The following is a 24,338-nucleotide window of genomic DNA, read 5'->3' as shown; positions in this document are numbered from 1 at the left end:
TCCAAAAAATGAGGAAAGCGTTCAAAAAGGTTCCTAATGCGTCTCACGCTCATCAGGAACCCCAAAAAAGCTTTTTTAAGCAACCAATAGTATGATTTACTTCATCTTCCGTGCTTTATCAGTGTTGGCGAAATGCCATTTTGTGATGGAGCGTAGAAATTCTTCGCCCTGATTACGCCAGATTCGGGCTGCTTGCACATCTACCTTGTTAGAGGCGCCCTTCATTAATGTAAGCCCTGTAATGTCACTCAAACGGTCCATTTCCTTTAAAAAGGCAGCACGAGCTAAAATAGATGCTGTAGCCACAGCTACATGTAATTGTTCTGCTTTAGTAGAAAAGTAGACATTCTCTTGTACAAGTTCACGTTCATTTTTTAAATAATTGTAATAGACACCACGTTCAGCAAACTGGTCGATTAAGATAAATTCAGGTTTTTCAGGTGCCATTTTTGATAGTGTGTTTTGTAGTGCCTTGTTATGCATCATGGCTTTCATTTTACCTTGGGAATAGCCTTTCGCTTGTAAGTTGTTATATTTCTCGTTGCGTAAGACGAGAACACTATGGACACAGGCTGCACGCAAATCAGGTGCAATTTTCCTCATATAGTCATCTGTTAGCATTTTTGAATCTTTTACGCCAAGCTCATTCATGAGTTCGATTTTGGAAGGAGGCACATATACTGCTGCTACAGTGATTGGACCAAAATAATCACCTGTGCCTGTTTCGTCTGAGCCTAAGACAGACATGGTTGCGAAATTGTTAGGCAGTACATCCCCTTTTGCCCCGATAGTGGAGAGTGGAGTAGCAGTTTTTTCAACAGTTCCCCAACGTGCTGCCTCACGTTCAGCACCGCCCCCCTGAAACATTAATTTGCCTGATTTATACATAGTTATGGCTGTATCTGGTAGTTTTGCCGCAAAAATGACTCCCGGAGCCTTTCGTTCTATAAAGTGCGATGCATAGTAAGCCATCACCTCTTTTTGAATATTTGTTGAAATGGAAAGCACAATATTTGCCATTTAATCGTTCCTTTCTGTCCTCGTTGTTCACAATTTTATACCTTTCATGGTATGATAATAAATAGCTTTTTTGTGTGATGGTGCTCACAAGCCTCTAAAATCGTGTGTGCATCGAATTTATAGGAGGGTGCGACTATGGAAAAACAAGAAAAGAATAAAATTTCTGTTGAAATATATGGTCATACATATAAAATGGTCGGCTCTGAATCCATTGGCCATATGCGACTTGTTGCTTCGATTGTTGATGACCGTATGCGCGAGATGAACGTACATAATCCCTCACTTGATAGCACAAAACTTGCTGTTCTGACAGCAGTAAATACAGTTCATGATTATTTACTATTAAAAGAACGAATGGAGCAATTAGAAGAAGAATTGAAAAAGTTAAAGGGTTGAAGAGAATGTTAGATTTAATCATATTAGTGGTACTGTTAGCTGGTATAGGCGTCGGTGCAAAACGAGGTTTTATTGTACAGATGATGCATATTGTCAGCTTTGTAGTAGCCCTAATTGTTGCGTATATTTATTATAAGCCATTAGCACAAAAATTTGTATTTTGGGTTCCGTATCCAGGTGTCACTGACACAGGTAGCCTTGGCGTTGTCATTGATAGTCTAGATTTAGACCGCACCTTTTATCGGGTAATTGCCTTTGCTGTTATTTTCTTTGCAGTAAAAATAACGTTGCAAATCGTGGCATCGATATTTGACTTTATCGCGTATTTGCCGGTGCTAAATACAGTGAATCGTTGGCTTGGGGCGTTACTTGGCATGATTGAAAACTATTTAATTATGTTTATTTTGCTATATGTGTGCGCCTTATTACCAGTAGATGCCATACAAAATTTAATGTCGAAGTCATTGTTAAGTGGTCTTATGTTGGAGCATACACCAATTATTACAAAGATGTTCCAAAACTGGTGGTATATTTATATGCAATAGTAACTGTGCACTTCTCTCTGTCTTGAGGGAAGTGTTTTTACGATAGGAGGAATTACTAATGAATAAAAAAACAATTATTCGCACACTCGAAAAAATTGCTTTATATATGGAACTACAGGGAGAAAATCCATTCAAGGTATCAGCCTTTCGAAAGGCTGCAGCAGCACTAGAGGGGGACGAGCGTTCATTAAGCGAAATGGATGATGTAACAAAACTCAAAGGTATTGGCAAGGGTACTGCGGCTGTAATAGAGGACTTAATGTTAACAGGTGAATCGAGTTTGTTAAAGGAGTTAGAAGAGGTTGTACCTAAAGGGTTACTGCCATTGCTAAAATTACCTGGCTTGGGAGGAAAAAAAATTGCGAAACTACACCAAGAGCTTGGTATTGACTCTGCAGAAAGCTTGAAGGCAGCTTGTGAGGCAGGAAAAGTACGTGAATTAGCTGGATTTGCTGTAAAAACTGAGGAGAAGATTTTAAAGGAGCTAGCCAATTTAGCAAATCGTTCAGAACGACTACCAATTTGGCAGCTTGAGCCTGTGGTTTTACAAATTGAGGCGCTTCTAGGTAGTATGAAGGAAGTAGACCGGTTTTCAGTTGCTGGGAGTTTCCGTCGAGCGTTAGAAACTAGCAAAGATATTGATTTTATTGTTGTGACAGAAGCAGTTGAGGAAGTACGCGAAAAGTTGTTAAATAGCTTGGCCATTCAAGAAGTCGTGGCGGCAGGGGATACAAAAATTTCGGTGATTTTAGACTTAGATGAACCAGTTAGCGTTGATTTCCGTTTAGTGAAAGATAATGAATATGCGACTGCGTTGCATCATTTCACAGGTTCAAAAGATCATAATGTTCGTATGCGGCAAATTGCCAAAGCCCGTGGTGAAAAAATAAGTGAATATGGTGTGGAACAGGAAGGTGGTACCGTTTTGACGTTCCAAGACGAGGCAGCATTTTTCGCTCATTTTGATCTACCTTGGATTCCACCGAGCTTACGGACAGGAACAGTAGAATTTGACAAAACAAACATAATTCAAAACTTAGTTCGACTAGAGGATATTAAAGCTGATTTGCATATGCATACAACATGGTCAGATGGTGCATACTCTGTTGCAGAAATGGGCGAGGCGTTACTAGCACGGGGCTATCAATATAGCGTTATTACAGACCATTCGCAATTCCTAAAAGTAGCAAATGGATTAACACCGGAGCGTTTAGAAAAGCAACGTGTAGAAATTGAGGCATTTAATGCAGCACATCCAGATTTTCATTTGTTTAAAGGGACGGAGATGGATATTTTACCAGACGGCTCACTTGATTTCGAAGATCAGGTGTTAAAAGAGCTCGATTTTGTTATTGCTTCCATTCATTCTAGTTTTACACAATCACAAGATAAAATTATGGCACGTTTACTAACAGCTATGCAAAATCCCTATGTTCATATGATTGCCCATCCGACTGGTCGAATTATTGAAGATCGCGATGGTTATAATCCTGATATGAAACAGTTAATTGCCTGGGCAAAGGAATATGGTAAAATTTTAGAGTTAAATGCAAATCCGTATCGTCTCGATTTATGTGTAGAACATTTAGAAATGGCATGCGCTGCAGGTGTGCCAGTAGCCATCAACACAGATGCGCATGATATTGCACATTTACGTTTTATGGATATTGGGGTTCGCTATGCAAATAGAGCATGGTTACCGAAAGATATGATTGTGAATACATGGACGCGTGAACAGTTTGAAGCGTTCATACAACGAAATAAATAGGCTGAGGAGGTGTTCTCAGTGATTGCAGAACGCGCATTGAAAACACTAGAATACGATAAAGTTAGGCAACAAGTGGCTTCCTATTGTACTTCCTCCATTGGTAAATCTGCCATTGAGGAGCTTGTGCCACAAACAGATTTTGATAAAGTAGTACAATTATTAGAGGAAATGGATGAGGGACTTTCCATTTTGCGTGTGAAGGGCAATGTACCAATGGGCGGAATTTTTGATGTCCGTCCCTCTGCCAGACGTGCTCAAATAGGAGGCATGTTAGCAGCAGTAGAACTAATGGAAATTTCGAGCACGATTCGAGCAAGCCGAATTCTACGTAATTTTATTGAAGATTTAGAAGCCGATGAAGTGATTGATATTCCCCATTTCATCTCCAAAAAAGAAGCAATGCCTGTCCTAACAGGATTGCAACATGAAATTAATAACTGTATTGACGACAATGGAGCTGTCTTAGATTCTGCTAGTCAAACATTGCGCTCTATTCGCCAATCTTTGCGTGCTGAAGAAGGGAAAGTCCGCTCTAAGCTGGAAAGTTTAATTCGGGGAAGTAATGCAGCGAAAATGCTTTCTGATACACTTGTGACAATTCGTAATGATCGCTTTGTTATTCCCGTAAAGCAGGAATATCGTCACCACTATGGTGGGATTGTCCATGACCAATCTTCTTCTGGTCAAACCTTATTTATTGAGCCAGATTCTGTTGTCCAAGCAAATAATGAAATTCATCGCTTGAAAATGAAAGAGCAGGCAGAAATTGAACGTATTTTACTAGCATTAAGTGCAATGGTGCAAGAAGTAGCATCAGATTTATTTAACTTAGTGAAGGTATTAGGCGATATCGATGTCATTTTAGCAAAGGGCAAATATGGCCAAGCCAATAAATGTACAATGCCTAAAATGAATCAGGATGGCTATATCCGACTAATACGTGCACGTCATCCACTACTACCAATAGAATCAGCTATTCCAAATGATATTGAATTTGGTAAAGACATTACAGCTATTGTCATTACAGGTCCTAATACAGGTGGTAAAACGGTGACATTAAAAACGGTTGGTCTGTGTACATTAATGGCACAAGCTGGATTACCAGTGCCAGCATTAGATGGCTCAGAACTTGCTGTATTTGAGCAATTATTTGCCGATATTGGTGATGAGCAATCAATTGAGCAGTCACTTTCTACGTTCTCGTCCCATATGGTTAATATTGTTGACATCCTACAAAAATTTGATCACGAATCACTTGTTCTTTTTGATGAGTTAGGGGCAGGTACTGACCCACAGGAAGGGGCAGCCTTAGCCATCTCAATCTTAGACGAAGTACATGGGCGCGGTGCTCGTGTAATGGCTACAACTCACTATCCTGAGCTAAAAGCTTATGGCTATAATCGACCAGGTGTAGCCAATGCCAGTGTAGAATTTGATATTGAAACTTTGAGCCCGACCTACCGTCTACTTATCGGTGTACCTGGGCGCTCAAATGCATTTGAAATTTCCAGTCGTCTTGGTTTACCTGAATCCATTATTGATCGTGCTAAAGGCTTTACTGGAACCGATCGACATGAGGTTGAATCGATGATTGCCTCATTGGAAGAAACACGTCGCCAATCTGAAGATGATGCAGAGCGTTCGCATGCATTGCTATTAGAATCAGAAACATTACGTAAAGAGCTTCAAGATAAATTGCAAGCTTATGAGGAGCGTAAAGAGGCGCTTGATAAGAAGGCGAAGGAAAAGGCGCGTAAAATTGTTGATGAAGCAAAACGTGAAGCAGAAGTGATTATTGCAGAGCTTCGAGAAATGCGTAAAAATGCTGATCAAGTTGTCAAGGAGCATGAATTGATTGAAGCACGTAAACGCTTGGAAGAAGCAACACCACTTGAAGACAATAAAGTGCTAAAAAAGGCGGCACAAGTCAAAGCTCGTGCACAAAACTTAGTTGTCGGAGACGAGGTAAAGGTGTTAAGCTATGGTCAACGAGGTACTTTGTTAGAAAAGGTGTCGAATACCGAATGGGTTGTCCAAATGGGGATTTTAAAAATGAAAATCTCAGATAGTGATTTGGAGTATATTAAACCTGAAAAAGAGCCTGTATTACGAACAGCTGGTGTGAAAAATCGAAATAGTCATGTGAAACTAGAATTAGATTTACGTGGTGAACGCTATGAGGATGCAATCGTAAGAACAGAGAAATATATTGATGATGCATTACTCTCTAATTATGGTCGTGTGTCCATTATTCATGGAGTTGGTACAGGGGCTTTACGTCAAGGTATTCAAAGCTATTTGAAAAAGCATAAGCGCGTAAAATCCTTCCGTTTTGGTGAAGCCGGTGAAGGGGGCTTAGGCGTCACAATTGTTGAATTGAAATAAGCTATAAAGGGGACGGAGAAAAATGCTGAATTCTGGCTTTTGGCGATATCCAATTATCGAAACGGCAGGATATTTTAGTGTTGTAGTATTATGTTTAGTCGTCTCGATGGCATTGTTCGAAGTCGTTACGAAATATAAAAATTGGGAAGAAATTAAAAAAGGTAATGTCGCTGTGGCTCTTGCAACAGGTGGAAAAATACTAGGGATTTGTAATATCTTCCGCTTTTCCATTGCACGTCATAGCACATTAAGTGAAATGATCGGTTGGGGCCTTTTTGGCTTTACATTATTGATTGTAGCGTATTTCTTATTTGAATTTATGACACCTCGTTTTAACGTTGATCAAGAGATTGCCAATGATAATCGCTCAGTTGGTTTCATTTCCTTTACCATTTCAGTCGGTCTTTCGTTTGTAATTGGGGCAAGTATTGCATAGGAGTGTCATGACATGGAAAAATTAGCAAAAGTACTAATCGTTGTCTGTATTGCATTTTTGGCAGTAGGTGTCTACTATATGTTAACGATTTAAATAAAAAACGCATTCTCTTTATGAGGATGCGTTTTTTGTTAATTGTACATAGCATAAATTTCTACTACAACCTATTAACTTTCTTTCATAAAACTCTATTAAAGGGTAGAAAAATTATTTTTATAATATAGGAATATGCTGGTTATTTTTTTATGGAGTAACTCAAGAATGAACGAGCATTCATAAGGTGTATTCAAATAAATCCCGATAAATATCAATCATATTAATGTTGTTAATTGCATAATAATTAATCGAAAATGCATTTATTTTCTATTTTCTGTTTGAAACTGTATTTCTTTTTCATTATAATAAATATAAGAATTGACAAAGTTTGGGACAAAGGGGAGAGGACGTATGACAGCAAAACCATGGCTAGCAAATTATCCTGAAGAAGTACCATCGTCTTTAACGTTTGAGGAAATTCCAGTGCAAGAGTTTTTGACACGTGCCTATAAAAAGAATCCATCCAAAGTAGCGATTCATTTTATGGGAAAGGATTTGACGTACACCGAGCTATATGAGTCAGCTTTAAGGTTCGCAAACTATTTACAAGCACTAGGTGTGGAAAAGGGAGATCGAGTAGCAATTATGCTTCCTAACACGCCACAAAGTGTAATCGCTTACTATGGTGCCATGTATGCAGGTGCTGTTGTAGTACAAACAAATCCACTTTATACTGAACGTGAGCTTCAATATCAAATGGCTGATTCAGGAGCAAAGGTTATTCTCGTAATGGATATTTTATATCCGAGAGTCATGAAAATTATAAAAGAGACAGCTCTTGAAAATGTCATTGTGACAGCTATTAAAGATTATTTACCATTCCCAAAAAATTTAGTCTATCCATTTATTCAAAAAAAGCAGTATGGCTTTAGTGTCAAGGTTGAACATAGCGGCCAAAATCATCTGTTTTCAGAAATAATGCGTTCAGCACCAATTAAGATAATTGACAATATGCCATTTGATTTTGAAGAAGACCTAGCACTCCTTCAATATACGGGTGGGACAACAGGTTTCCCAAAAGGCGTTATGCTGACCCATAAAAATTTAATTGCCAATACGACAATGTGTGATGCTTGGATGTATAAATGTGTTCATGGTGAAGAAACCATTATGGGCATTCTACCATTCTTCCACGTCTATGGCATGACAACTGTTATGCTTTTATCTGTATTTACTCAAAATAGAATGGTGCTTTTACCGAAGTTTGATGCTGAAACGGCATTAAAGACGATTGATAAACAAAAACCAACACTGTTCCCCGGCGCACCAACCTTATACATCGGCCTTTTAAATCACCCAGACATTGCGAATTATGATTTATCATCCATTAAGGCATGCTTAAGTGGCTCTGCTTCATTGCCAATTGAAGTGCAAGAGAAGTTTGAGGCAGTGACTGGTGGAAAGCTAGTAGAAGGATATGGGTTAACAGAAACCTCACCTGTAACACATGCTACGCCAATTTGGGGGAAGCGGGTGATTGGCTCGATTGGTTTACCTTGGCCAAATACAGAAGCGGTTATTTTACGTACAGGTGATACAGAAGAGCTACCTATTGGTGAAGTTGGTGAAATTGCTGTTAAAGGACCACAAGTAATGAAGGGCTACTGGAATCGTCCAGAGGATACAGCTGCGACATTTGCTGATGGTTGGTTTTTAACAGGTGATCTTGGTTATATGGATGAGCAAGGCTTCTTCTATGTAGTAGATCGTAAAAAAGATTTAATAATAGCAGGCGGCTTTAATATTTATCCACGTGAAGTAGAAGAAGTGTTATATGAACGTGAAGAGATCCAAGAGTGCGTAGTAGCAGGCATACCTGATCCGTATCGTGGTGAAACAGTTAAAGCTTATATTGTATTAAAAGAAGGATATTCGATTACTGAGGACGAATTAAATAAATATTGCCGTCAGCATCTAGCAGCTTTTAAAGTTCCGCGTTATTATGAATTTAGAGAAGAGCTGCCAAAAACAGCTGTAGGAAAAATTTTGCGTCGTACGTTAGTTGAAGAAGAAAAAACAAAATTAGCGAATAAAGAAGCGAAATAAATACCTGTGAAAGTATTGACAAGCAATGCTGTAAAATATAATATGAAAATATGAATGAATGACCATTCATATTTTCATATTTTTTTAGGTTTACACGTCATATCGACGTGCGCATGTTTTTTAGGTGGTGATATAAAAGTGAAACGAGATAAGCCAAAATATAAACAAATTATTGATGCAGCTGTCATCGTTATTGCGGAAAATGGGTATCACCAAGCGCAAGTATCGAAAATCGCCAAACAGGCAGGGGTGGCCGATGGAACAATCTATTTATATTTTAAAAATAAAGAAGATATATTAATTTCTGTCTTTAATGAAAAAATGGCTGTTTTTGTAGAGTCATTACAAGATATAATAGAAAAGGGGAGTACGTCTAAAGACAAACTTTCACGAATGATTGAAAATCATTTTAATGTTCTAGCGACAGATCGATACCTAGCAACTGTCACACAATTAGAGCTTCGCCAGTCAAACAAAGACTTACGATTAAAAATTAATTCCGTATTGCGCGAGTATTTACAGCTACTTGATCAAATTTTAATCGAGGGTATGCTTACAGGTGAGTTCAATCAGACGATGGATGTACGCTTGGCTCGACAAATGGTTTTTGGAACAATTGATGAAACTATTACGTCGTGGGTTATGAATGACTATCGATATGATTTGATGGAACAGGTTCCAAAGGTTCAGGCATTAATCCTGAACGGCATTAAAGCTTAAAAGGATGTGGAGAAATGGAATTTCTAAGTTGGAAAGTAGAAGATGGAGTAGCGATTATTACAATTGCACGTCCACCAGCAAATGCATTATCTCGCGGTATTATTGCAGAAGTTAACGCTGTGCTTGATGCTGTAGAACACGATGATGCTGTAAGAGTCCTTGTACTTCATGGTGAAGGCCGTTTCTTCTCTGCAGGGGCAGATATTAAAGAATTTATTGGGGTAGAATCTGGTGAGGAATTTACAAAGCTAGCTAGCAACGGGCAGCAGGTTTTTGAGCGTGTTGAATCGTTTTCTAAGCCTGTAATTGCAGCCATCCATGGTGCGGCATTAGGCGGAGGGCTTGAGTTAGCAATGAGCTGTCATATGCGATTTGTCACTGAATCAGCAAAATTAGGTTTACCTGAATTACAATTAGGGCTTATTCCTGGTTTTGGTGGTACACAGCGCTTACCACGCTATGTTGGAGTAGCAAAGGCTGCTGAAATGATGTTTACAAGTGAACCAATCTCTGGTAATGAAGCTGTTCAGTGGGGCTTAGCAAACCGTTCATTCTCAGACGAAGCATTGCTAGAAGAAACGTTAAAGATTGCTAAGAGCATTGCTAAGAAAAGCCCAATTGCTTTAAAAGCAGCTATTCAAACATTGCAATATGCAAAGCATGCATCATTCTATGAAGGCATTGAAGCAGAGGCTAAATCCTTTGGGACAGTATTTGTCACAGAAGATGCCAAAGAAGGAATTCAAGCATTCATTGAAAAGCGTGAGCCTGTGTTTACTGGCAAATAATTTTCCAAATGTCGATAGCAACGTTCAGTATGTTATCGGCGTTATCGAAACTGAAAATATATAATATTTATAAGTTTACTTAGAATTATAAAACGTTCCAGGAGGTATGGATATATGAACATTTTTGCATTAATTAAACGCACATTTGATACAGAAGAAAAAATCGTTGTGTCGGGTGGTAAAATCCAAGAGGACGGCGCAGAATTCATTATCAACCCTTATGATGAATATGCCATTGAAGAGGCAATCCAAGTTCGCGATGCTGCTGGTGGTAAGGTAACAGTGGTGACAATTGGTGGCGAGGATGCAGAGAAGCAATTACGTACAGCACTTGCTATGGGAGCAGACGAAGCAGTGCTTATTAATACAGAAGATGATTTAGATGAGCTGGACCAACATGCAGCAGCTTATCTACTAGCAGAATACTTAAAAGATAAAGATGCAGATTTAATTTTAACAGGAAATGTTGCGATTGATGGTGGTTCAGGGCAAGTTGGTCCACGTGTTGCTGATTTATTGGATATGAATTATGTAACTACGATTACAAAACTTGAAATTGACGGAACATCTGCGAAAATTGTTCGCGATATCGAAGGTGATTCAGAGGTAATTGAAACTTCTTTACCGTTATTAGTAACTGCTCAGCAAGGTTTAAATGAGCCTCGTTACCCATCTCTACCAGGTATTATGAAAGCGAAAAAGAAACCGCTTGCAGAGCTTGAGTTAGATGATTTAGATATCGATGAAGATGATGTAGAAGTGAAGATTGAAACCGTAGACATCTTCTTACCAGCTCAAAAAGCAGCAGGCCGTATTTTAGAAGGCGACCTTTCTGCCCAAGCAAAAGAACTGGTAAATCTACTTCACACGGAAGCAAAAGTTGTTTAATTATTTGATGTCAATCGAATCTTAAAGGGTAACGGAGGGAATATGCTATGTCAAAAAAAGTATTAGTATTAAGTGAAGTTCGTGAAGGAAGCTTACGTAATGTTTCTTTCGAAGCAATTGCAGCTGCAAAACAAATCGCTGATGGTGGCGAAGTTGTTGGGGTACTTTTAGGGGATGCTGTAGCAGGTTTAACAGGTCCATTATTTGAATATGGTGCTGATCGAGTAGTAACAGTGGAACACCCGCATTTAAAACAATATACATCTGATGGCTATAGTCAAGCACTATTAGCTGTTATCGAGCAAGAACAACCAGCAGGTATTGTCTTTGGTCATACAGCAAATGGGAAAGATTTATCGCCAAAAATTGCAAGCAAATTGCAAGCAGGTCTAGTATCTGATGTCACTGCTATTGAAGGTGCAGGCGACGATGTGGTATTCATCCGACCAATTTACTCTGGTAAAGCCTTTGAAAAAGTAAAAGTTAAAGAAGGCGTTGTCTTAGCTTCTATTCGTCCAAATAACATTACACCTTTAGAAAAAGCAGAAGGTAAAACAGGTGATGTGTCTGCCATCTCTGTAGAGATTACAAATCTGCGCACAATTATTAAAGAAGTTGTTCGTAAATCTTCAGAAGGTGTAGATCTTTCAGAAGCGAAAGTAGTTGTTGCAGGTGGTCGTGGCGTGAAGTCAGAAGAAGGCTTTGAGCCATTAAAAGAGCTAGCTGATTTACTAGGCGGTGCAGTAGGTGCATCACGTGGTGCATGTGACGCTGAATACTGTGATTACTCGCTGCAAATCGGACAAACAGGTAAGGTTGTAACACCAGATCTTTATATTGCAGCAGGTATTTCGGGCGCAATTCAGCATTTAGCTGGAATGTCCAATTCAAAAGTCATTGTTGCTATCAATAAAGATCCTGAAGCAAATATTTTCAAAGTAGCGGATTATGGTATCGTAGGAGATTTATTTGAAGTTATTCCGCTTCTAATTGAAGAATTTAAAGCATTAAAAGTGAATGCGTAATACAGATGCAGGAAGGGATAACCCTTCCTGTTTTTTTATATTGCTTTCCATTTTAAAAAGTACTATTTGAAAATTATTGCAAAATAAAATATTGACATAATTAACGATAGACATTATAGTGATGGATACATTAATGATTTGAAACGCAAAGATTAGGAGTAGTAAAAGCTCGTTATTCGGTGAAGAGAGCTGCGGGTTGGTGCAACGCAGACCAATAAGACTTTGAACTTGCCTAGGAGTGGTAACACAAATAGAATTATCAGATTATTCTATTTGTTTGACGATTAACCTTCGTTACAAGGTTTTTTAAGCTGGGTTCTCAAGAGCCAATTAGAGTGGTACCGCGGTTTGCTGATAGCATATCGTCTCTTCTTTCATTTGATGATGAAGGAATAGATGGTATGCTTTTTTGATATTTAGGAGGTAAGAAAGTGGAAAAAAACAAGCAACAATTAACAAGAACAATGACCTCGCGTCATATCACGATGATGGCGTTAGGTGGTGCCATTGGCGCGGGATTATTTAAAGGAAGTAGTGCAGCCATTGATATGGCAGGACCATCTGTGCTGATTGCGTATTTAATCGGCGGCATTATTTTATTATTTGTTATGCAAGGCTTAGCAGAAATGGCCGTGCGTAATAAAGAAGCAAGAACCTTTAGAGATTTAGTGCAATCCGTGTTAGGTAAATACCCTGCGTATTTCCTAGATTGGATCTACTGGAAAATGTGGGTTTTAAATATTGCAGCAGAGTCTGTCGTGGCTGCTATCTTTATTCAATATTGGTTACCAGAATATCCAATTTGGATACTGGCACTATCTGTTTCTGTGTTAGTAACAGCGATTAATTTATTATCCGTAAAAATCTTTGCAGAAACAGAATATTGGCTAGCATTAATCAAAATTACTGTTATTATTGTCTTTATCATTGCAGGACTTATTTTATTGCTTGTGACGTTTGGAAATCATAGTGCTGTTGGTTTTGCTAACTTAACGGAGCATGGTGGGTTTTTCCCTAATGGCTCGACGGGATTAATTGCTGCAATGCTTGTAGTTATCTACTCCTATGGTGGGACAGAAATCATCGGGATTACATTAGCTGAAACGAAAAATCCGGAAAAAGTAGTGCCAAAAGCTGTTCGCAGTACATTAGTACGTATTGTTACTTTTTACTTACTGCCATTCTTTATTATCGTAAGCTTGATTCCTTGGAATGAAGTAAATGGGGTTCCTGAAAGCCCGTTTGTCATGGTTTTTAAAATGGTTGGTATTCCAGGGGCAGACCATATTATGAACGCTGTTGTTTTACTTGCCATTATTTCATCAATGAATTCAGGACTGTATGGATCATCACGCGTACTATATACACAGGCTGTAGATGGACGTGTGCCTAAAATCTTTGCTTATTTATCGAAACGAAAAGTACCAGTATATGCTATTTTAATGTGTACTTTAGCGATGTATTTAGGGGTCATTTTATCTTTATATGCGGGAAGCAAAACATTTGATTTTCTAATGGGATCACTTGGTTATACTGTGTTATTTATTTGGTTAATTATTGCGATTGCACATTTAAAATCACGTAAAAAACAAGCAGAGCACACAAGTGCCTATGAAGTAAAATGGTTCCCTTATACGACTTGGATAGCTATATTGGCGTTAAGTGCGATTCTCATCGGAATTATTTTCACCACATCTATTATTGTGACAGGCATTACGTTAGCTATTTACCTTTTTATTACGTTAACCTATGTATTGAAGGGGCGTTATCAAGTCAATTAATGACTGTGTATTGATTTTTCGACACAGATTTGCATAAAAAATACATTGTAGGCAGATTGTTCGCTCAAGTGAATTTATCCATGCTATACTACAAGCATAGTAAGTTTAAGGAGGATTTCAAATGGCAATTGTACATGCAACAGATGCTACGTTCCAGGACGATATTAAAGAAGGGTTAGTACTAGTAGACTTTTGGGCTGCTTGGTGCGGACCATGTAAAATGATTGGGCCAGTTCTTGAAGAAATGGACGCAGCAGGTAGTGCGGCTAAAATTGTAAAAGTTGACGTTGACAATAACCAAGGTACTGCAGCTCAGTATCAAATTATGTCAATCCCATCTTTACTATTATTTAAAGATGGAGAATTAGTTGACAAAACAGTAGGCTTCCAACCAAAAGAAGCTTTAGAAGCATTTATCGCAAAACATGCGTAATGAATGAAGTTCACAAAGCCGAGCCATCAATTGATGTGTTCGGCTTTTTTTCGTTATATAATAAAGAAAATAACTAACATTATTCTAATGAGGGGAATTTTTACTTAGGGGGGCAGGTAGGTAATGAACGATTTAATAAAGCGAAAACTGGATATTTTACCAGATCAACCTGGCTGCTATTTGATGAAGGATCGACAGGGGACTATCATTTATGTCGGTAAAGCAAAAGTTCTAAAAAACCGTGTACGTTCTTATTTTACGGGAACACATGAAGGGAAAACGCAAAGGCTTGTAGGTGAAATAGAAGATTTTGAGTATATTGTAACGTCATCAAATATTGAAGCACTTATTTTAGAGCTGAATCTCATCAAATTACATGATCCAAAATATAATGTCATGTTAACGGATGATAAGACCTATCCATATTTAAAAATTACGAATGAAAAACATCCTCGTCTGATTACGACACGGAAGGTAAAAAAGGATAAGGCAAAATATTTTGGTCCTTATCCGAATGCCTATGCAGCAAGTGAAACGAAAAAGCTATTGGATCGATTGTATCCGCTGCGCAAATGTGTACAATTACCTTCCAAGGTTTGCTTGTACTATCACATGGGTCAATGCTTAGCACCTTGTGTGAAGGAAATTGAAGGTCAGGTTTATCAAGAAATGATTGAGGATATGACGAAGTTTCTAAATGGTGGTGTGGAGGCAGTCAAAAAAGAGCTTGAAGTTAAAATGCTAGCAGCTGCAGAAAACCTGGAATTTGAGCGAGCGAAGGAATTCCGAGACCAAATTGCCCATATTGATACGGTTATGCAGAAACAAAAAATAGTTTCAAGTGATACAACAAATCGAGATGTATTTGGCTATGCTGTTGAAAAAGGATGGATGTGTGTTCAGGTTTTCTTTGTACGCCAAGGAAAGCTGATTGAGCGCGATGTCTCAATTTTCCCCATCTATCAAGATGCGGAGGAAGAATTTTTAACATTTGTTGGGCGCTTTTATGAAAAGCCAGAGCATATTAAGCCAAAAGAAATTTTTATTCCACAAGCCATTGATGCAGCTATCTTAACAGAATTATTAGAAATTAAAGTGCTCACACCGAAAAGAGGTCAAAAGAAGGAATTGGTTGAATTAGCTACCAAAAATGCTGAAATTGCTGTGGCAGCTAAATTCCAGCTAATAGAGCGTCAGGAAGAACGTACGATTGGTGCTTGTGAGGCACTTGGTGAAGCAATGGGTATTAGTACACCTTTACGAATTGAAGCTTTTGATAATAGTCATATGCATGGAACGGATGCAGTGTCTGCTATGGTTGTTTTCATTGATGGGAAGCCTGCGAAAAAGGAGTACCGAAAATATAAAACGCGTACAGCAGCCAAGCATGATGATTACGGTGCAATGCAGGAGGTTATACGTCGTCGCTATATACGTGTTTTAAAGGAAGGACTACCATTACCAGATTTAGTCTTAATTGATGGTGGTAAGGGACAAATGGAAGTAGCCCGTGAAGTACTAGAAGATGAGCTTGGTCTTGTTATACCGATTGCTGGTTTAGCCAAGGATGATAAGCATAATACATCTCAGCTCTTGTTTGGTGATCCACCAGAAGTGATTAGCTTAAAACGTACAAGTGATGGCTTTTATTTATTACAACGAATTCAAGACGAAGTCCATCGCTTTGCTATTACCTTCTTGCGTCAACAGCATGAGAAGCATGCCATTCAATCTGTATTAGATCATATTGAAGGGGTAGGACCAAAACGAAAGCAACAGCTGCTTAAACATTTCGGTTCAGTCAAAAAAATTCGAGAGGCGAGCGAGCTAGCATTACAGGAGGCTGGGATGCCCGCTAATTTAGCAAGCCAAATTTTTAGCTATTTTCAGCAACAATCATTGTCAAAGGAATAGGCATGTGCTATGGTTATAAATAACATTGTTTTCAATGTTATGAAGAGTCAACTGCGTGACTAGTTTGTTTACGCAAAGGCTTAATGAATTGAATACATTCACTTTAAAGTGATGATAGAGGTGCAAGATTCAAGAGTAACACGATGGAGGATGGACAAGTCCAGAGATATTGTGTGAAAGGGGAGCTTGCCGAAGTACAGGATTGTTGTTCCATTGTTGTACTGGTTTTGCATTTAAGAAATGTAAGACTGTCGATTCTAAACGTTTCGGAGAGCTATCACACATGCGCAAGTTACGATTATTGTACATGTTATAGGCAGCTTTCACGTTATGTGGAGGCTGCCTTTTAGTTTTCTAGAAACGGTTTTACCCCCCATAATTTGGTGAAATACATGAACTGGAAGGGAGAACGAAAGAAATGGCTAAAATCGTGATGAAGTTTGGAGGAGCTGCATTAGCTTCTACTGAACAAATCCAAGAGGCTGCTAGGAAAGCGATTGCTGAAAAGGACAAAGGATTGGATGTAGTAGTGGTCGTTGCAGCGATGGGACACACTGCGAAAGAGATGAAAATGATGGTACACCAACTAACTGACGATGTGTCGAAAAGAGAATTAGATGCAGTTTTGTCAACTGGATCTCAATTATCTAGTGCTTTATTTACCATCGCTTTGCAGGAAGCAGGCTATGAGGCTGTGTCTCTAACTGGATGGCAAGCTGGTATACATACGGATGGTATGTATCGACATGCTCGTATCGACTATATAGATATTAGTCGTATGGAAGAACATTTTGCACAGGGACAAATTGTGGTTATTGCTGGAGAACAAGGGATTGACGAAGTGCACAATATCACCACGCTTGGAAAAGGTGGAGCTGAAACAGCTGCTGTTGCACTTGCCATAGCGTTGGAAGCGGAGAGAGTAGATATGTATACAAATGTGGATGGTGTTTATACAGCAGATCCACGATATGTTCCCAATGCCCAAAAGCTTCAAGAAATTTCATATGATGAAATGTTGGAATTATCGAATTTAGGGTCTCATATCATACATCCTCGTGCGGTGGAGTTAGCGAAGAAATTTCAAATGCCTGTTATTATACGTTCAAGTTTAATAGAATCAGTAGGCACTTTATTGAAGGAGGAAGTGGAAATGGAAAAAAATTTAGTCGTTCGTGGTGTTGCATTTGAATCAGATATTATTCGTTTAACAGTAGGGTATGATGCTTTTTCTAATGCTTCATTAACAGATATATTTACGGTTCTTGCAGAGAACCGTATTAATGTAGATATTATTGTCCAAGCCATTATTGATGGGTTGAAGCCAACTGTATCGTTTTCCATTTTAAAAGAGGAATTTGCGGAAGCATTACGTGTTTTAGAGGATAGTAAATTATCACTTGGATTTAGTTTTGCTGACTTCGAAATTGGACTAGCAAAAGTTTCTATTATTGGTTCAGGCATGGCTTCCAATCCAGGCGTTGCTGCTCGTATGTTTGATCGGTTACGTCGTGAAAATATCCCTGTAAAAATGGTTAGTACTTCTGAAATAAAAGTGTCCGTTGTTGTACCACAGGATGATATGATCCAAGCAGCTAATGCTCTCCATGATGAGTTTAATTTAGAGCAAGCACTTTACATATAATAATAGAAGAAACAGCATTTTATGTAATTGACCGAAATAAAAGGAAGAAAAAAGAAGGATTGTCATCCCATTCTTTAATGGGAGACAATCCTTTTTAATTATTCTGTGGGAATGGTATTCATAATACGTTCTTTAACGTCCCATTTGACTGTAAACATGACGTATTGTTGCTTTTCCCGTTTTTCATTATAGCATTCTGTCAGGTAGCCTTTAGCTAGTTGAATTTGCTCTGCTATAAATCCTGCTTCAAGTTTAAAGCTACGCTGCTTTATTTGAAGAATTTCAGGGTCATTTGTCAACTGGAAAATACGTCCATCTTTTGATTCCTTTATGAGTTCTAATGTACCCCAGCAGGCATCTGCGAAAAATGCGATAAGTTCATCTTGACTTTTACATGGGAACTTGCGAGCAAGCTCTTTACCTGCCCAATAAAGGACGTCATCTTCATGTTTACCAAGTATAGAAGATAGAATATGATCACGAATGATCTCATAGCCAAATGATGAGATTGTAGGAGATGGAGTGTTTAACATTGTTATCCTTCTTTCTTAGAATTTTCTTAAAATTTAACGGTAATAAAGTAATGATAGATTTTTCGAGAAAAAACGACGCATCATGTACTAGATTAGTTCTTTAATAAGCTCTATGAAAAACTCCGAGTTGCCTTGACGCTCGTAGCTCTTGAGAGTACAATAAACATGTCATAATATTGTACCATGATGAAATACACAGTCAATGAAGTATCATTTACAAAATGATGACTTCTTTTGTTGTGCTATTTTAAGTACTAAGGGGGGTAACAGTCTTGTCGAAAGATCGAGAGTTTTTATGGCGTCGCTTACATTCTCTACTTGGGATCATTCCAGTAGGTCTGTTTTTAACGATGCACCTGTTCATTAACTTTACAGCAACAGGCGGGGCAGAAAGTTACAACGATGCTACCGCAGTAATGGAAAAGATTCCATTCCTTATCCTAGTTGAATGGATTGTCATCTATATTCCATTAATGTTCCACGCATTCTATGGTGTCTACATTGCATTCACTGCTACACCAAACACAGGACGTTTCAGCACGTACCGTAACTGGATGTTCTCTTTACAACGTTTTACTGGTGTATTCTTAGTGATATTTATTGCATGGCATATTTTCCAAACTCGTATTCAAAAAGCACTTGGCACACACGTTGATTACGACATGATGGCGAATATTGTTGCTAATCCATTCATGCTTGGATTCTACATTGTTGGTATTTTATCAGCAACTTTCCACTTATCTAACGGTTTATGGGCATTCCTAGTAAGCTGGGGTATTACACAATCTCCTCAGTCTCAAAAGATCGCTACTTACGTAACAAACATTCTTTTCGTAATTCTAAGTGTAGTTGGTGTGGCTGCTATTTTAGCTTTCGTATAATTCAATAGAAGCTACGATAGAGCACATGCAATCATTGCAATTTTTTAAGAGGAGTGAGAAATAATCATGGCGAAAAGCAAAATAATTGTTGTCGGCGGTGGTCTTGCCGGTCTGATGGCAACGATTAAAGCAGCTGAAGTTGGTACTGAAGTTGATTTATTCTCATTAGTTCCTGTAAAACGCTCACACTCTGTTTGTGCGCAAGGCGGAATTAATGGTGCGGTAAATACTAAAGGTGAAGGGGATTCTCCATGGATCCACTTTGATGATACAGTTTATGGTGGGGACTTCCTAGCGAACCAACCACCAGTTAAAGGTATGTGTGATGCAGCACCTGGCATTATCCACTTAATGGACCGTATGGGTGTTATGTTCAACCGTACACCAGAAGGACTTTTAGATTTCCGTCGTTTTGGTGGTACTTTAATGCACCGTACAGCTTTCTCTGGTGCAACAACAGGTCAACAATTACTTTATGCGCTAGATGAGCAAGTTCGTTCTCATGAAGTAGCTGGTTTAGTAAATAAATATGAACACTGGGAATTCCTTGGTGTTATTATCGATGAAGACGGCGTTTGTCGTGGTATCGTAGCGCAAGATATGCGTACAGAAGAAATTAAATCATTCCGTGCAGACGCTGTTATTATGGCGACTGGTGGCCCTGGTATTATCTTCGGTAAAACAACAAACTCTGTTATTAACACAGGTTCTGCTGCTTCTATCGTTTATCAACAAGGTGCTTCATATGCGAATGGTGAATTCATTCAAATTCACCCAACAGCGATTCCTGGAGATGACAAAAACCGTCTAATGTCAGAATCAGCTCGTGGTGAAGGTGGTCGTATTTGGACTTATAAAGACGGTAAACCTTGGTACTTCCTAGAAGAGAAATACCCAGCTTATGGTAACTTAGTACCACGTGATATTGCGACACGTGAAATTTTCGACGTTTGTGTAAACCAAAAACTTGGTATCAATGGCGAAAACATGGTATACCTAGATCTTTCACATAAAGATCCACATGAATTGGACGTTAAACTTGGTGGTATCATCGAAATCTACGAAAAATTCGTAGGGGATGACCCACGTAAATTACCAATGAAAATTTTCCCAGCAGTTCACTATTCAATGGGTGGATTATGGGTTGACTACAATCAAATGACTGAAATTCCTGGTCTATTTGCAGCAGGTGAATGTGATTACTCTCAACATGGTGCAAACCGTCTTGGTGCAAACTCATTATTATCTGCTATCTACGGTGGTATGGTTGCAGGACCAAACGCAGTAGACTATGTAAAACACCTTAAAAAGCATGCTGAAGATCTTCCACAAGAGATTTACGATGCTCGTGTAAAAGAGGAACAAGCGAAATGGGATGCTATCATGAAAATGGAAGGCACAGAAAACGCTTACTTACTGCATAAAGAGCTTGGTGAAATGATGACTGCTACAATGACTGTAGTACGTTACAATGATCAGCTTGAAGATACATTGAAAAAACTTGATGAGCTTACTGAGCGTTGGAACAACATCAACATCAATGATACGCAAAAATGGAGCAATCAAGGCGCACACTTTACACGTCAGCTTAAAAATATGTTAGTGCTTGCAAAAGTAATGACAAAAGGTGCACTATTACGTAATGAATCTCGTGGTGCACACTATAAACCTGATTTCCCTAACCGTGATGATGAGAACTTCTTAAAAACAACAATGGCGAAGTTTGACCCAGCTACTGGTAATCCAATCATCACGTACCAAGAAGTCGACGTTTCATTAATCCCACCACGTAAACGCGACTACTCTGCGAAAGGAGACTAAAAGTTATGCAAATCGCAGCTAATACTGGAAGAATGGTCAAAGTGGAAATCTTACGTCAAGATACACAAGGCGGCAATAGCTACTGGCAAAAATTCCAAGTGCCTTACCGTCATGGTATGAACGTAATTTCAATTTTAATGGAAATTCAAAAAAATCCTGTTACTGAAGATGGTGTAAACACATCACCAGTATCATGGGATATGAACTGTTTAGAAGAAGTTTGTGGAGCATGTTCAATGGTGATCAATGGCCGTCCACGTCAATCATGTTCTACACTAGTAGACCAATTGACAGAGCCGATTAAATTGGAGCCAATGAAAACATTCCCTGTTATTCGTGACCTACAAGTTGACCGTGAACGTATGTTCAACGCGCTTAAAAAAGTGAAAGCATGGGTACCAATCGATGGTACGTATGATTTAGGTGAAGGTCCACGTATGCCAGAAGGTAAACGTCAATGGGCTTATGAACTATCTAAATGTATGACTTGTGGTGTATGTATGGAAGCATGTCCAAACGTGTCTGAAAAAGCTTCATTCATCGGACCAGCTCCATTATCACAAGTACGTCTTTTCAACACTCACCCAACTGGTGCTATGATTAAAGATGAACGTTTAAATGCGATTATGGGTGATGGTGGCCTTGCAAACTGTGGTAACTCTCAAAACTGTGTTGCTGCATGTCCAAAAGGTATTCCTTTAACAACATCCATCGCTTCATTAAACCGTGCAACTACAGTGCAAATGTTCCGTAACTTCTTCGGTTCTGACCACTACGTAGACTAATATACGGACAAGCTGAACTCCCTTACACGAAGTGTAAGGGAGTTTTTTATAGTTATAGAAATGAAATTTATCAAGTTGTTTATTTACATTTTTTCTATGATAATATAGCATTTTCTTTTATAATGAATATGTATTCATTTTGTTTGCCGTTGATTGATAAAAGACGTGCAATTACATGACAGGGGATGGTATATCATGAAGGCAAATTATATCGATAATTTTCAAGAGTGGGAAAAGGGTTTTTCATTTTTTAGCGAGGTACGAGTGCGATTTTCAGAAACAGACATGTATGGTCATATGAACAATACGATTAGCTTTACATATTTTGAGCAAGCAAGAATTGATTACTTCAGACATTTAGGAATTTTAATGCCCCCAGTTGGAGAAGAGAATGTGAAATCTATACCTATTGTAGCCGATTTACAATGCGATTATGTAAAGCAGGTATTCTTTGATGACGTACTACGAATCTATACAAAAATCGCGCAAGTTGGGAATTCGTCGATGGACATTCACTATCTAGCAAAAAATCAAAAGGACGAAATCTGTTTCACTGGTCGTGGGACAATTGTACAAATGGATCCTCGTACAGGTAAAAGTGTGCCGATTTCAGAGGAAGAAAAAACGAAATTCATTCAGTTGGCCATTCTGCCTCACTAGTTCAACATATAAGTATATGTGAATTTATTGAAATAGTAGGTTTTGCTTTTTACGTAAAATTTATGAATGTAACAATGTAATTTTCGAAATTTTTAAGGAAACATGGAATAATCATGCAAATAGCCGTCACCGCTTCCTGCCCCTTAACATAAGTTACAATACGTGCGGGGGAGGAGGGTGTAACTGAATGAATGGCTCTCATCATCGTTCTCTTTTAACAAACCGAGAACGTGAAATATTTGCGCTTTTATTAGCTGAAAAAACAACGAGAGATATTGCAGAGCAGCTTGGTATTAGTGAAAAAACAGTGCGAAATCACATTTCCAATACAATTCAAAAGCTAGGTGTAACGAATCGATCTCAGGCGTTAATTGAGCTGTTACGCTTGGAAGAATTTAAATTAGACTAATGGACACTTGCTATTTCGTGAAAAAAACGACAAAATAGAACTATTCAACGTATTTTTAGGAGTGAAATAGTTATATGTCGGATGAAGTAACAAAGCACTCACCTGAAACCGTTGCAACGGTTGAAAAGGAATTACGCTATATAGCGGCCATCGTGAAGCAAAAGGGAAGAGAAATTGTTTCCGATTATGCGATTACGCCGCCACAATTTGTTGCATTACAGTGGTTAGAAGAGCTTGGTGATATTACAATTGGCGAATTATCAAACCGTTTATATTTAGCTTTTAGCACGACAACAGATTTAGTGGACCGAATGGAGAAAAATGAATTAGTCAAGCGTGTGCGTGATGAAAATGATCGCCGTGTCGTTGTCGTTCATCTTCTCGAAAAGGGCGAACGTATCATTCAAGAAGTAATTGAAAAAAGACAGCAATATTTGCAAGAGATGCTTGTTGGTTTTAATGAACAAGAAGTCGCGCAATTATCAAGCTATTTAGAAAAACTACATGTACACATGAAACAGGATTGAGGCGGAAAGTATGAATGCCCCGATAGGCGTTATTGACTCAGGAGTAGGCGGTTTAACCGTAGCAAAAGAAATCATGAAGCGATTGCCAAACGAAACGATTTATTATATTGGCGATACAGCAAGGTGTCCGTATGGTCCAAGAAGTCGTCAGGAAGTACGGAATTTTACTTGGCAAATGGCAAAAGCACTCGAAAAAATGAATGTTAAGATGCTCGTTATAGCTTGTAATACAGCGACTGCAGTAGCACTCGAAAGTTTACAAAGAAATATGCCTTTTCCAGTACTAGGTGTTATCAATGCTGGCGCACGTGCAGCTGTAAAAAAAACGAAGCGACATGAAGTCGTTGTGCTTGCAACAGAAGGAACAATTAAAAGTGGGGCGTATGAAGAAGCCTTATTGTCACTTAATACGTCAACACATATTATTCCACTAGCTTGTCCCACATTCGTACCACTTGTAGAAAGTGGCGAATATAAAGGTGACTTTGCAAATAATTTAATAGCAGAAGGCTTAAAGCCGTTGAAAAATCGACAATTTGATACGGTTATTTTAGGGTGTACACATTATCCTATTTTACAAAAACAAATTGAAGCTGTTGTCGGAGAAGATGTGAATGTTTTATCTTCTGCGGAGGAAACAGCAAAGGATGTACAGGAAATGTTAGCGTATAATGGCACTTTAGCAAATGCAAATGCGGTGCCTGCTCATAGATTTTTTGCAACTGGTTCTGTCCCAATTTTCCGTTCGATTGCTGAGAATTGGTTAGAGCAAGGTACTCTCGACATAAAACGTATCACATTAAAATAAAAAATCAGCTTAGCAACAGGCTAGGCTG

General features: G+C 38.6%; 23 protein-coding genes, 1 riboswitch and 1 other annotated feature. Of the genes, 21 read left to right on the top strand and 2 right to left on the bottom strand.

The features are described 5' to 3' along the window. Nucleotides 1-96 precede the first annotated feature (96 nt). Nucleotides 97-1,020 carry a ribonuclease HIII gene (rnhC, locus tag C7B89_RS20245; RefSeq protein WP_115674477.1) on the bottom strand — a complete coding sequence of 308 codons (924 nt, stop codon included), beginning with the start codon at nucleotides 1,018-1,020 and terminating at the stop codon, nucleotides 97-99. Between the two features lie 135 nt (nucleotides 1,021-1,155). Here rnhC and zapA point away from each other — a divergent pair, with 135 nt between their 5' ends. The 14 genes from zapA to C7B89_RS20175 all read left to right on the top strand — a co-directional run bounded on the left by zapA (nucleotide 1,156) and on the right by C7B89_RS20175 (nucleotide 17,886). Continuing rightward, entirely contained in the window at nucleotides 1,156-1,416 is a 261-nt protein-coding gene (gene zapA / locus C7B89_RS20240; RefSeq protein WP_016991554.1) for a cell division protein ZapA, read from the top strand. A gap of 5 nt (nucleotides 1,417-1,421) precedes the next feature. Next, nucleotides 1,422-1,961, top strand: coding sequence for a CvpA family protein (locus C7B89_RS20235; RefSeq protein ID WP_004226395.1), 540 nt, complete (start codon nucleotides 1,422-1,424; stop codon nucleotides 1,959-1,961). Nucleotides 1,962-2,019: 58 nt separating this feature from the next. Continuing rightward, a complete protein-coding gene (gene polX, locus C7B89_RS20230; RefSeq protein ID WP_115674476.1) occupies nucleotides 2,020-3,729 on the top strand; it encodes a DNA polymerase/3'-5' exonuclease PolX in 1,710 nt (569 codons plus the stop codon). Nucleotides 3,730-3,747: 18 nt separating this feature from the next. Next, nucleotides 3,748-6,114 (top strand): endonuclease MutS2, encoded by a 2,367-nt coding sequence (locus C7B89_RS20225; RefSeq protein WP_115674475.1) that lies wholly within the window; start codon nucleotides 3,748-3,750, stop codon nucleotides 6,112-6,114. Nucleotides 6,115-6,136: 22 nt separating this feature from the next. After that, nucleotides 6,137-6,550 (top strand): DUF350 domain-containing protein, encoded by a 414-nt coding sequence (locus tag C7B89_RS20220; protein WP_008179180.1) that lies wholly within the window; start codon nucleotides 6,137-6,139, stop codon nucleotides 6,548-6,550. Between the two features lie 447 nt (nucleotides 6,551-6,997). Further along, nucleotides 6,998-8,692 carry an AMP-binding protein gene (locus tag C7B89_RS20215; protein WP_054549979.1) on the top strand — a complete coding sequence of 565 codons (1,695 nt, stop codon included), beginning with the start codon at nucleotides 6,998-7,000 and terminating at the stop codon, nucleotides 8,690-8,692. A gap of 138 nt (nucleotides 8,693-8,830) precedes the next feature. Continuing rightward, complete coding sequence (locus tag C7B89_RS20210; protein WP_054549980.1) at nucleotides 8,831-9,412, top strand: TetR/AcrR family transcriptional regulator; 582 nt, start codon at nucleotides 8,831-8,833, stop codon at nucleotides 9,410-9,412. Nucleotides 9,413-9,426: 14 nt separating this feature from the next. Further along, complete coding sequence (locus C7B89_RS20205; protein WP_004226413.1) at nucleotides 9,427-10,200, top strand: enoyl-CoA hydratase; 774 nt, start codon at nucleotides 9,427-9,429, stop codon at nucleotides 10,198-10,200. A gap of 114 nt (nucleotides 10,201-10,314) precedes the next feature. Beyond that, nucleotides 10,315-11,088, top strand: coding sequence for an electron transfer flavoprotein subunit beta/FixA family protein (locus C7B89_RS20200; protein ID WP_004226415.1), 774 nt, complete (start codon nucleotides 10,315-10,317; stop codon nucleotides 11,086-11,088). Nucleotides 11,089-11,135: 47 nt separating this feature from the next. Then, complete coding sequence (locus tag C7B89_RS20195) at nucleotides 11,136-12,113, top strand: electron transfer flavoprotein subunit alpha/FixB family protein (protein ID WP_054549982.1); 978 nt, start codon at nucleotides 11,136-11,138, stop codon at nucleotides 12,111-12,113. 139 nt (nucleotides 12,114-12,252) lie between these two features. Continuing rightward, nucleotides 12,253-12,486: a binding site (T-box leader), on the top strand. Nucleotides 12,487-12,577: 91 nt separating this feature from the next. Beyond that, a complete protein-coding gene (locus tag C7B89_RS20190) occupies nucleotides 12,578-13,894 on the top strand; it encodes an amino acid permease (RefSeq protein ID WP_284705897.1) in 1,317 nt (438 codons plus the stop codon). A gap of 121 nt (nucleotides 13,895-14,015) precedes the next feature. Next, on the top strand, nucleotides 14,016-14,327 hold the full coding sequence (gene trxA / locus C7B89_RS20185) for a thioredoxin (RefSeq protein WP_004226420.1): 312 nt from the start codon (nucleotides 14,016-14,018) through the stop codon (nucleotides 14,325-14,327). A gap of 123 nt (nucleotides 14,328-14,450) precedes the next feature. Continuing rightward, on the top strand, nucleotides 14,451-16,241 hold the full coding sequence (gene uvrC / locus C7B89_RS20180) for an excinuclease ABC subunit UvrC (protein ID WP_048393674.1): 1,791 nt from the start codon (nucleotides 14,451-14,453) through the stop codon (nucleotides 16,239-16,241). Nucleotides 16,242-16,348: 107 nt separating this feature from the next. Further along, a riboswitch (Lysine riboswitch) is annotated at nucleotides 16,349-16,526 on the top strand. A 133-nt stretch (nucleotides 16,527-16,659) separates the two neighbouring features. Continuing rightward, on the top strand, nucleotides 16,660-17,886 hold the full coding sequence (locus C7B89_RS20175) for an aspartate kinase (protein ID WP_115674474.1): 1,227 nt from the start codon (nucleotides 16,660-16,662) through the stop codon (nucleotides 17,884-17,886). A gap of 98 nt (nucleotides 17,887-17,984) precedes the next feature. On the opposite strand, the gene C7B89_RS20170 is transcribed toward C7B89_RS20175, so the two are convergent. Continuing rightward, nucleotides 17,985-18,419, bottom strand: a complete 435-nt coding sequence (locus C7B89_RS20170; protein WP_066037527.1) for a YslB family protein — start codon at nucleotides 18,417-18,419, stop codon at nucleotides 17,985-17,987. 272 nt (nucleotides 18,420-18,691) lie between these two features. Here C7B89_RS20170 and C7B89_RS20165 point away from each other — a divergent pair, with 272 nt between their 5' ends. The 7 genes from C7B89_RS20165 to racE all read left to right on the top strand — a co-directional run bounded on the left by C7B89_RS20165 (nucleotide 18,692) and on the right by racE (nucleotide 24,310). After that, nucleotides 18,692-19,300, top strand: coding sequence for a succinate dehydrogenase cytochrome b558 subunit (locus tag C7B89_RS20165; protein ID WP_004226428.1), 609 nt, complete (start codon nucleotides 18,692-18,694; stop codon nucleotides 19,298-19,300). Nucleotides 19,301-19,366: 66 nt separating this feature from the next. Continuing rightward, on the top strand, nucleotides 19,367-21,121 hold the full coding sequence (sdhA, locus tag C7B89_RS20160; RefSeq protein WP_004226429.1) for a succinate dehydrogenase flavoprotein subunit: 1,755 nt from the start codon (nucleotides 19,367-19,369) through the stop codon (nucleotides 21,119-21,121). Nucleotides 21,122-21,126: 5 nt separating this feature from the next. Continuing rightward, nucleotides 21,127-21,906: a succinate dehydrogenase iron-sulfur subunit gene (gene sdhB / locus C7B89_RS20155; RefSeq protein ID WP_004226431.1), complete on the top strand. Its 780-nt coding sequence runs from the start codon at nucleotides 21,127-21,129 to the stop codon at nucleotides 21,904-21,906. Nucleotides 21,907-22,101: 195 nt separating this feature from the next. After that, nucleotides 22,102-22,566, top strand: a complete 465-nt coding sequence (locus tag C7B89_RS20150) for an acyl-CoA thioesterase (protein ID WP_066037526.1) — start codon at nucleotides 22,102-22,104, stop codon at nucleotides 22,564-22,566. Between the two features lie 187 nt (nucleotides 22,567-22,753). Further along, the gene (locus C7B89_RS20145; protein ID WP_004226437.1) at nucleotides 22,754-22,975 is read left to right on the top strand and encodes a helix-turn-helix domain-containing protein; all 222 of its coding nucleotides are present in this window, start codon (nucleotides 22,754-22,756) and stop codon (nucleotides 22,973-22,975) included. Between the two features lie 74 nt (nucleotides 22,976-23,049). Next, entirely contained in the window at nucleotides 23,050-23,502 is a 453-nt protein-coding gene (locus C7B89_RS20140; protein WP_016991542.1) for a MarR family winged helix-turn-helix transcriptional regulator, read from the top strand. Nucleotides 23,503-23,512: 10 nt separating this feature from the next. After that, nucleotides 23,513-24,310 carry a glutamate racemase gene (racE, locus tag C7B89_RS20135; RefSeq protein ID WP_004226440.1) on the top strand — a complete coding sequence of 266 codons (798 nt, stop codon included), beginning with the start codon at nucleotides 23,513-23,515 and terminating at the stop codon, nucleotides 24,308-24,310. Nucleotides 24,311-24,338: the final 28 nt, after the last annotated feature.

Origin of the sequence: Lysinibacillus capsici (assembly GCF_003367505.1) — a bacterium.
Classification (GTDB): domain Bacteria; phylum Bacillota; class Bacilli; order Bacillales_A; family Planococcaceae; genus Lysinibacillus; species Lysinibacillus capsici.
Note: the sequence above shows the minus strand (reverse complement) of the source record. Positions and strands in the feature narration are given on the sequence as shown.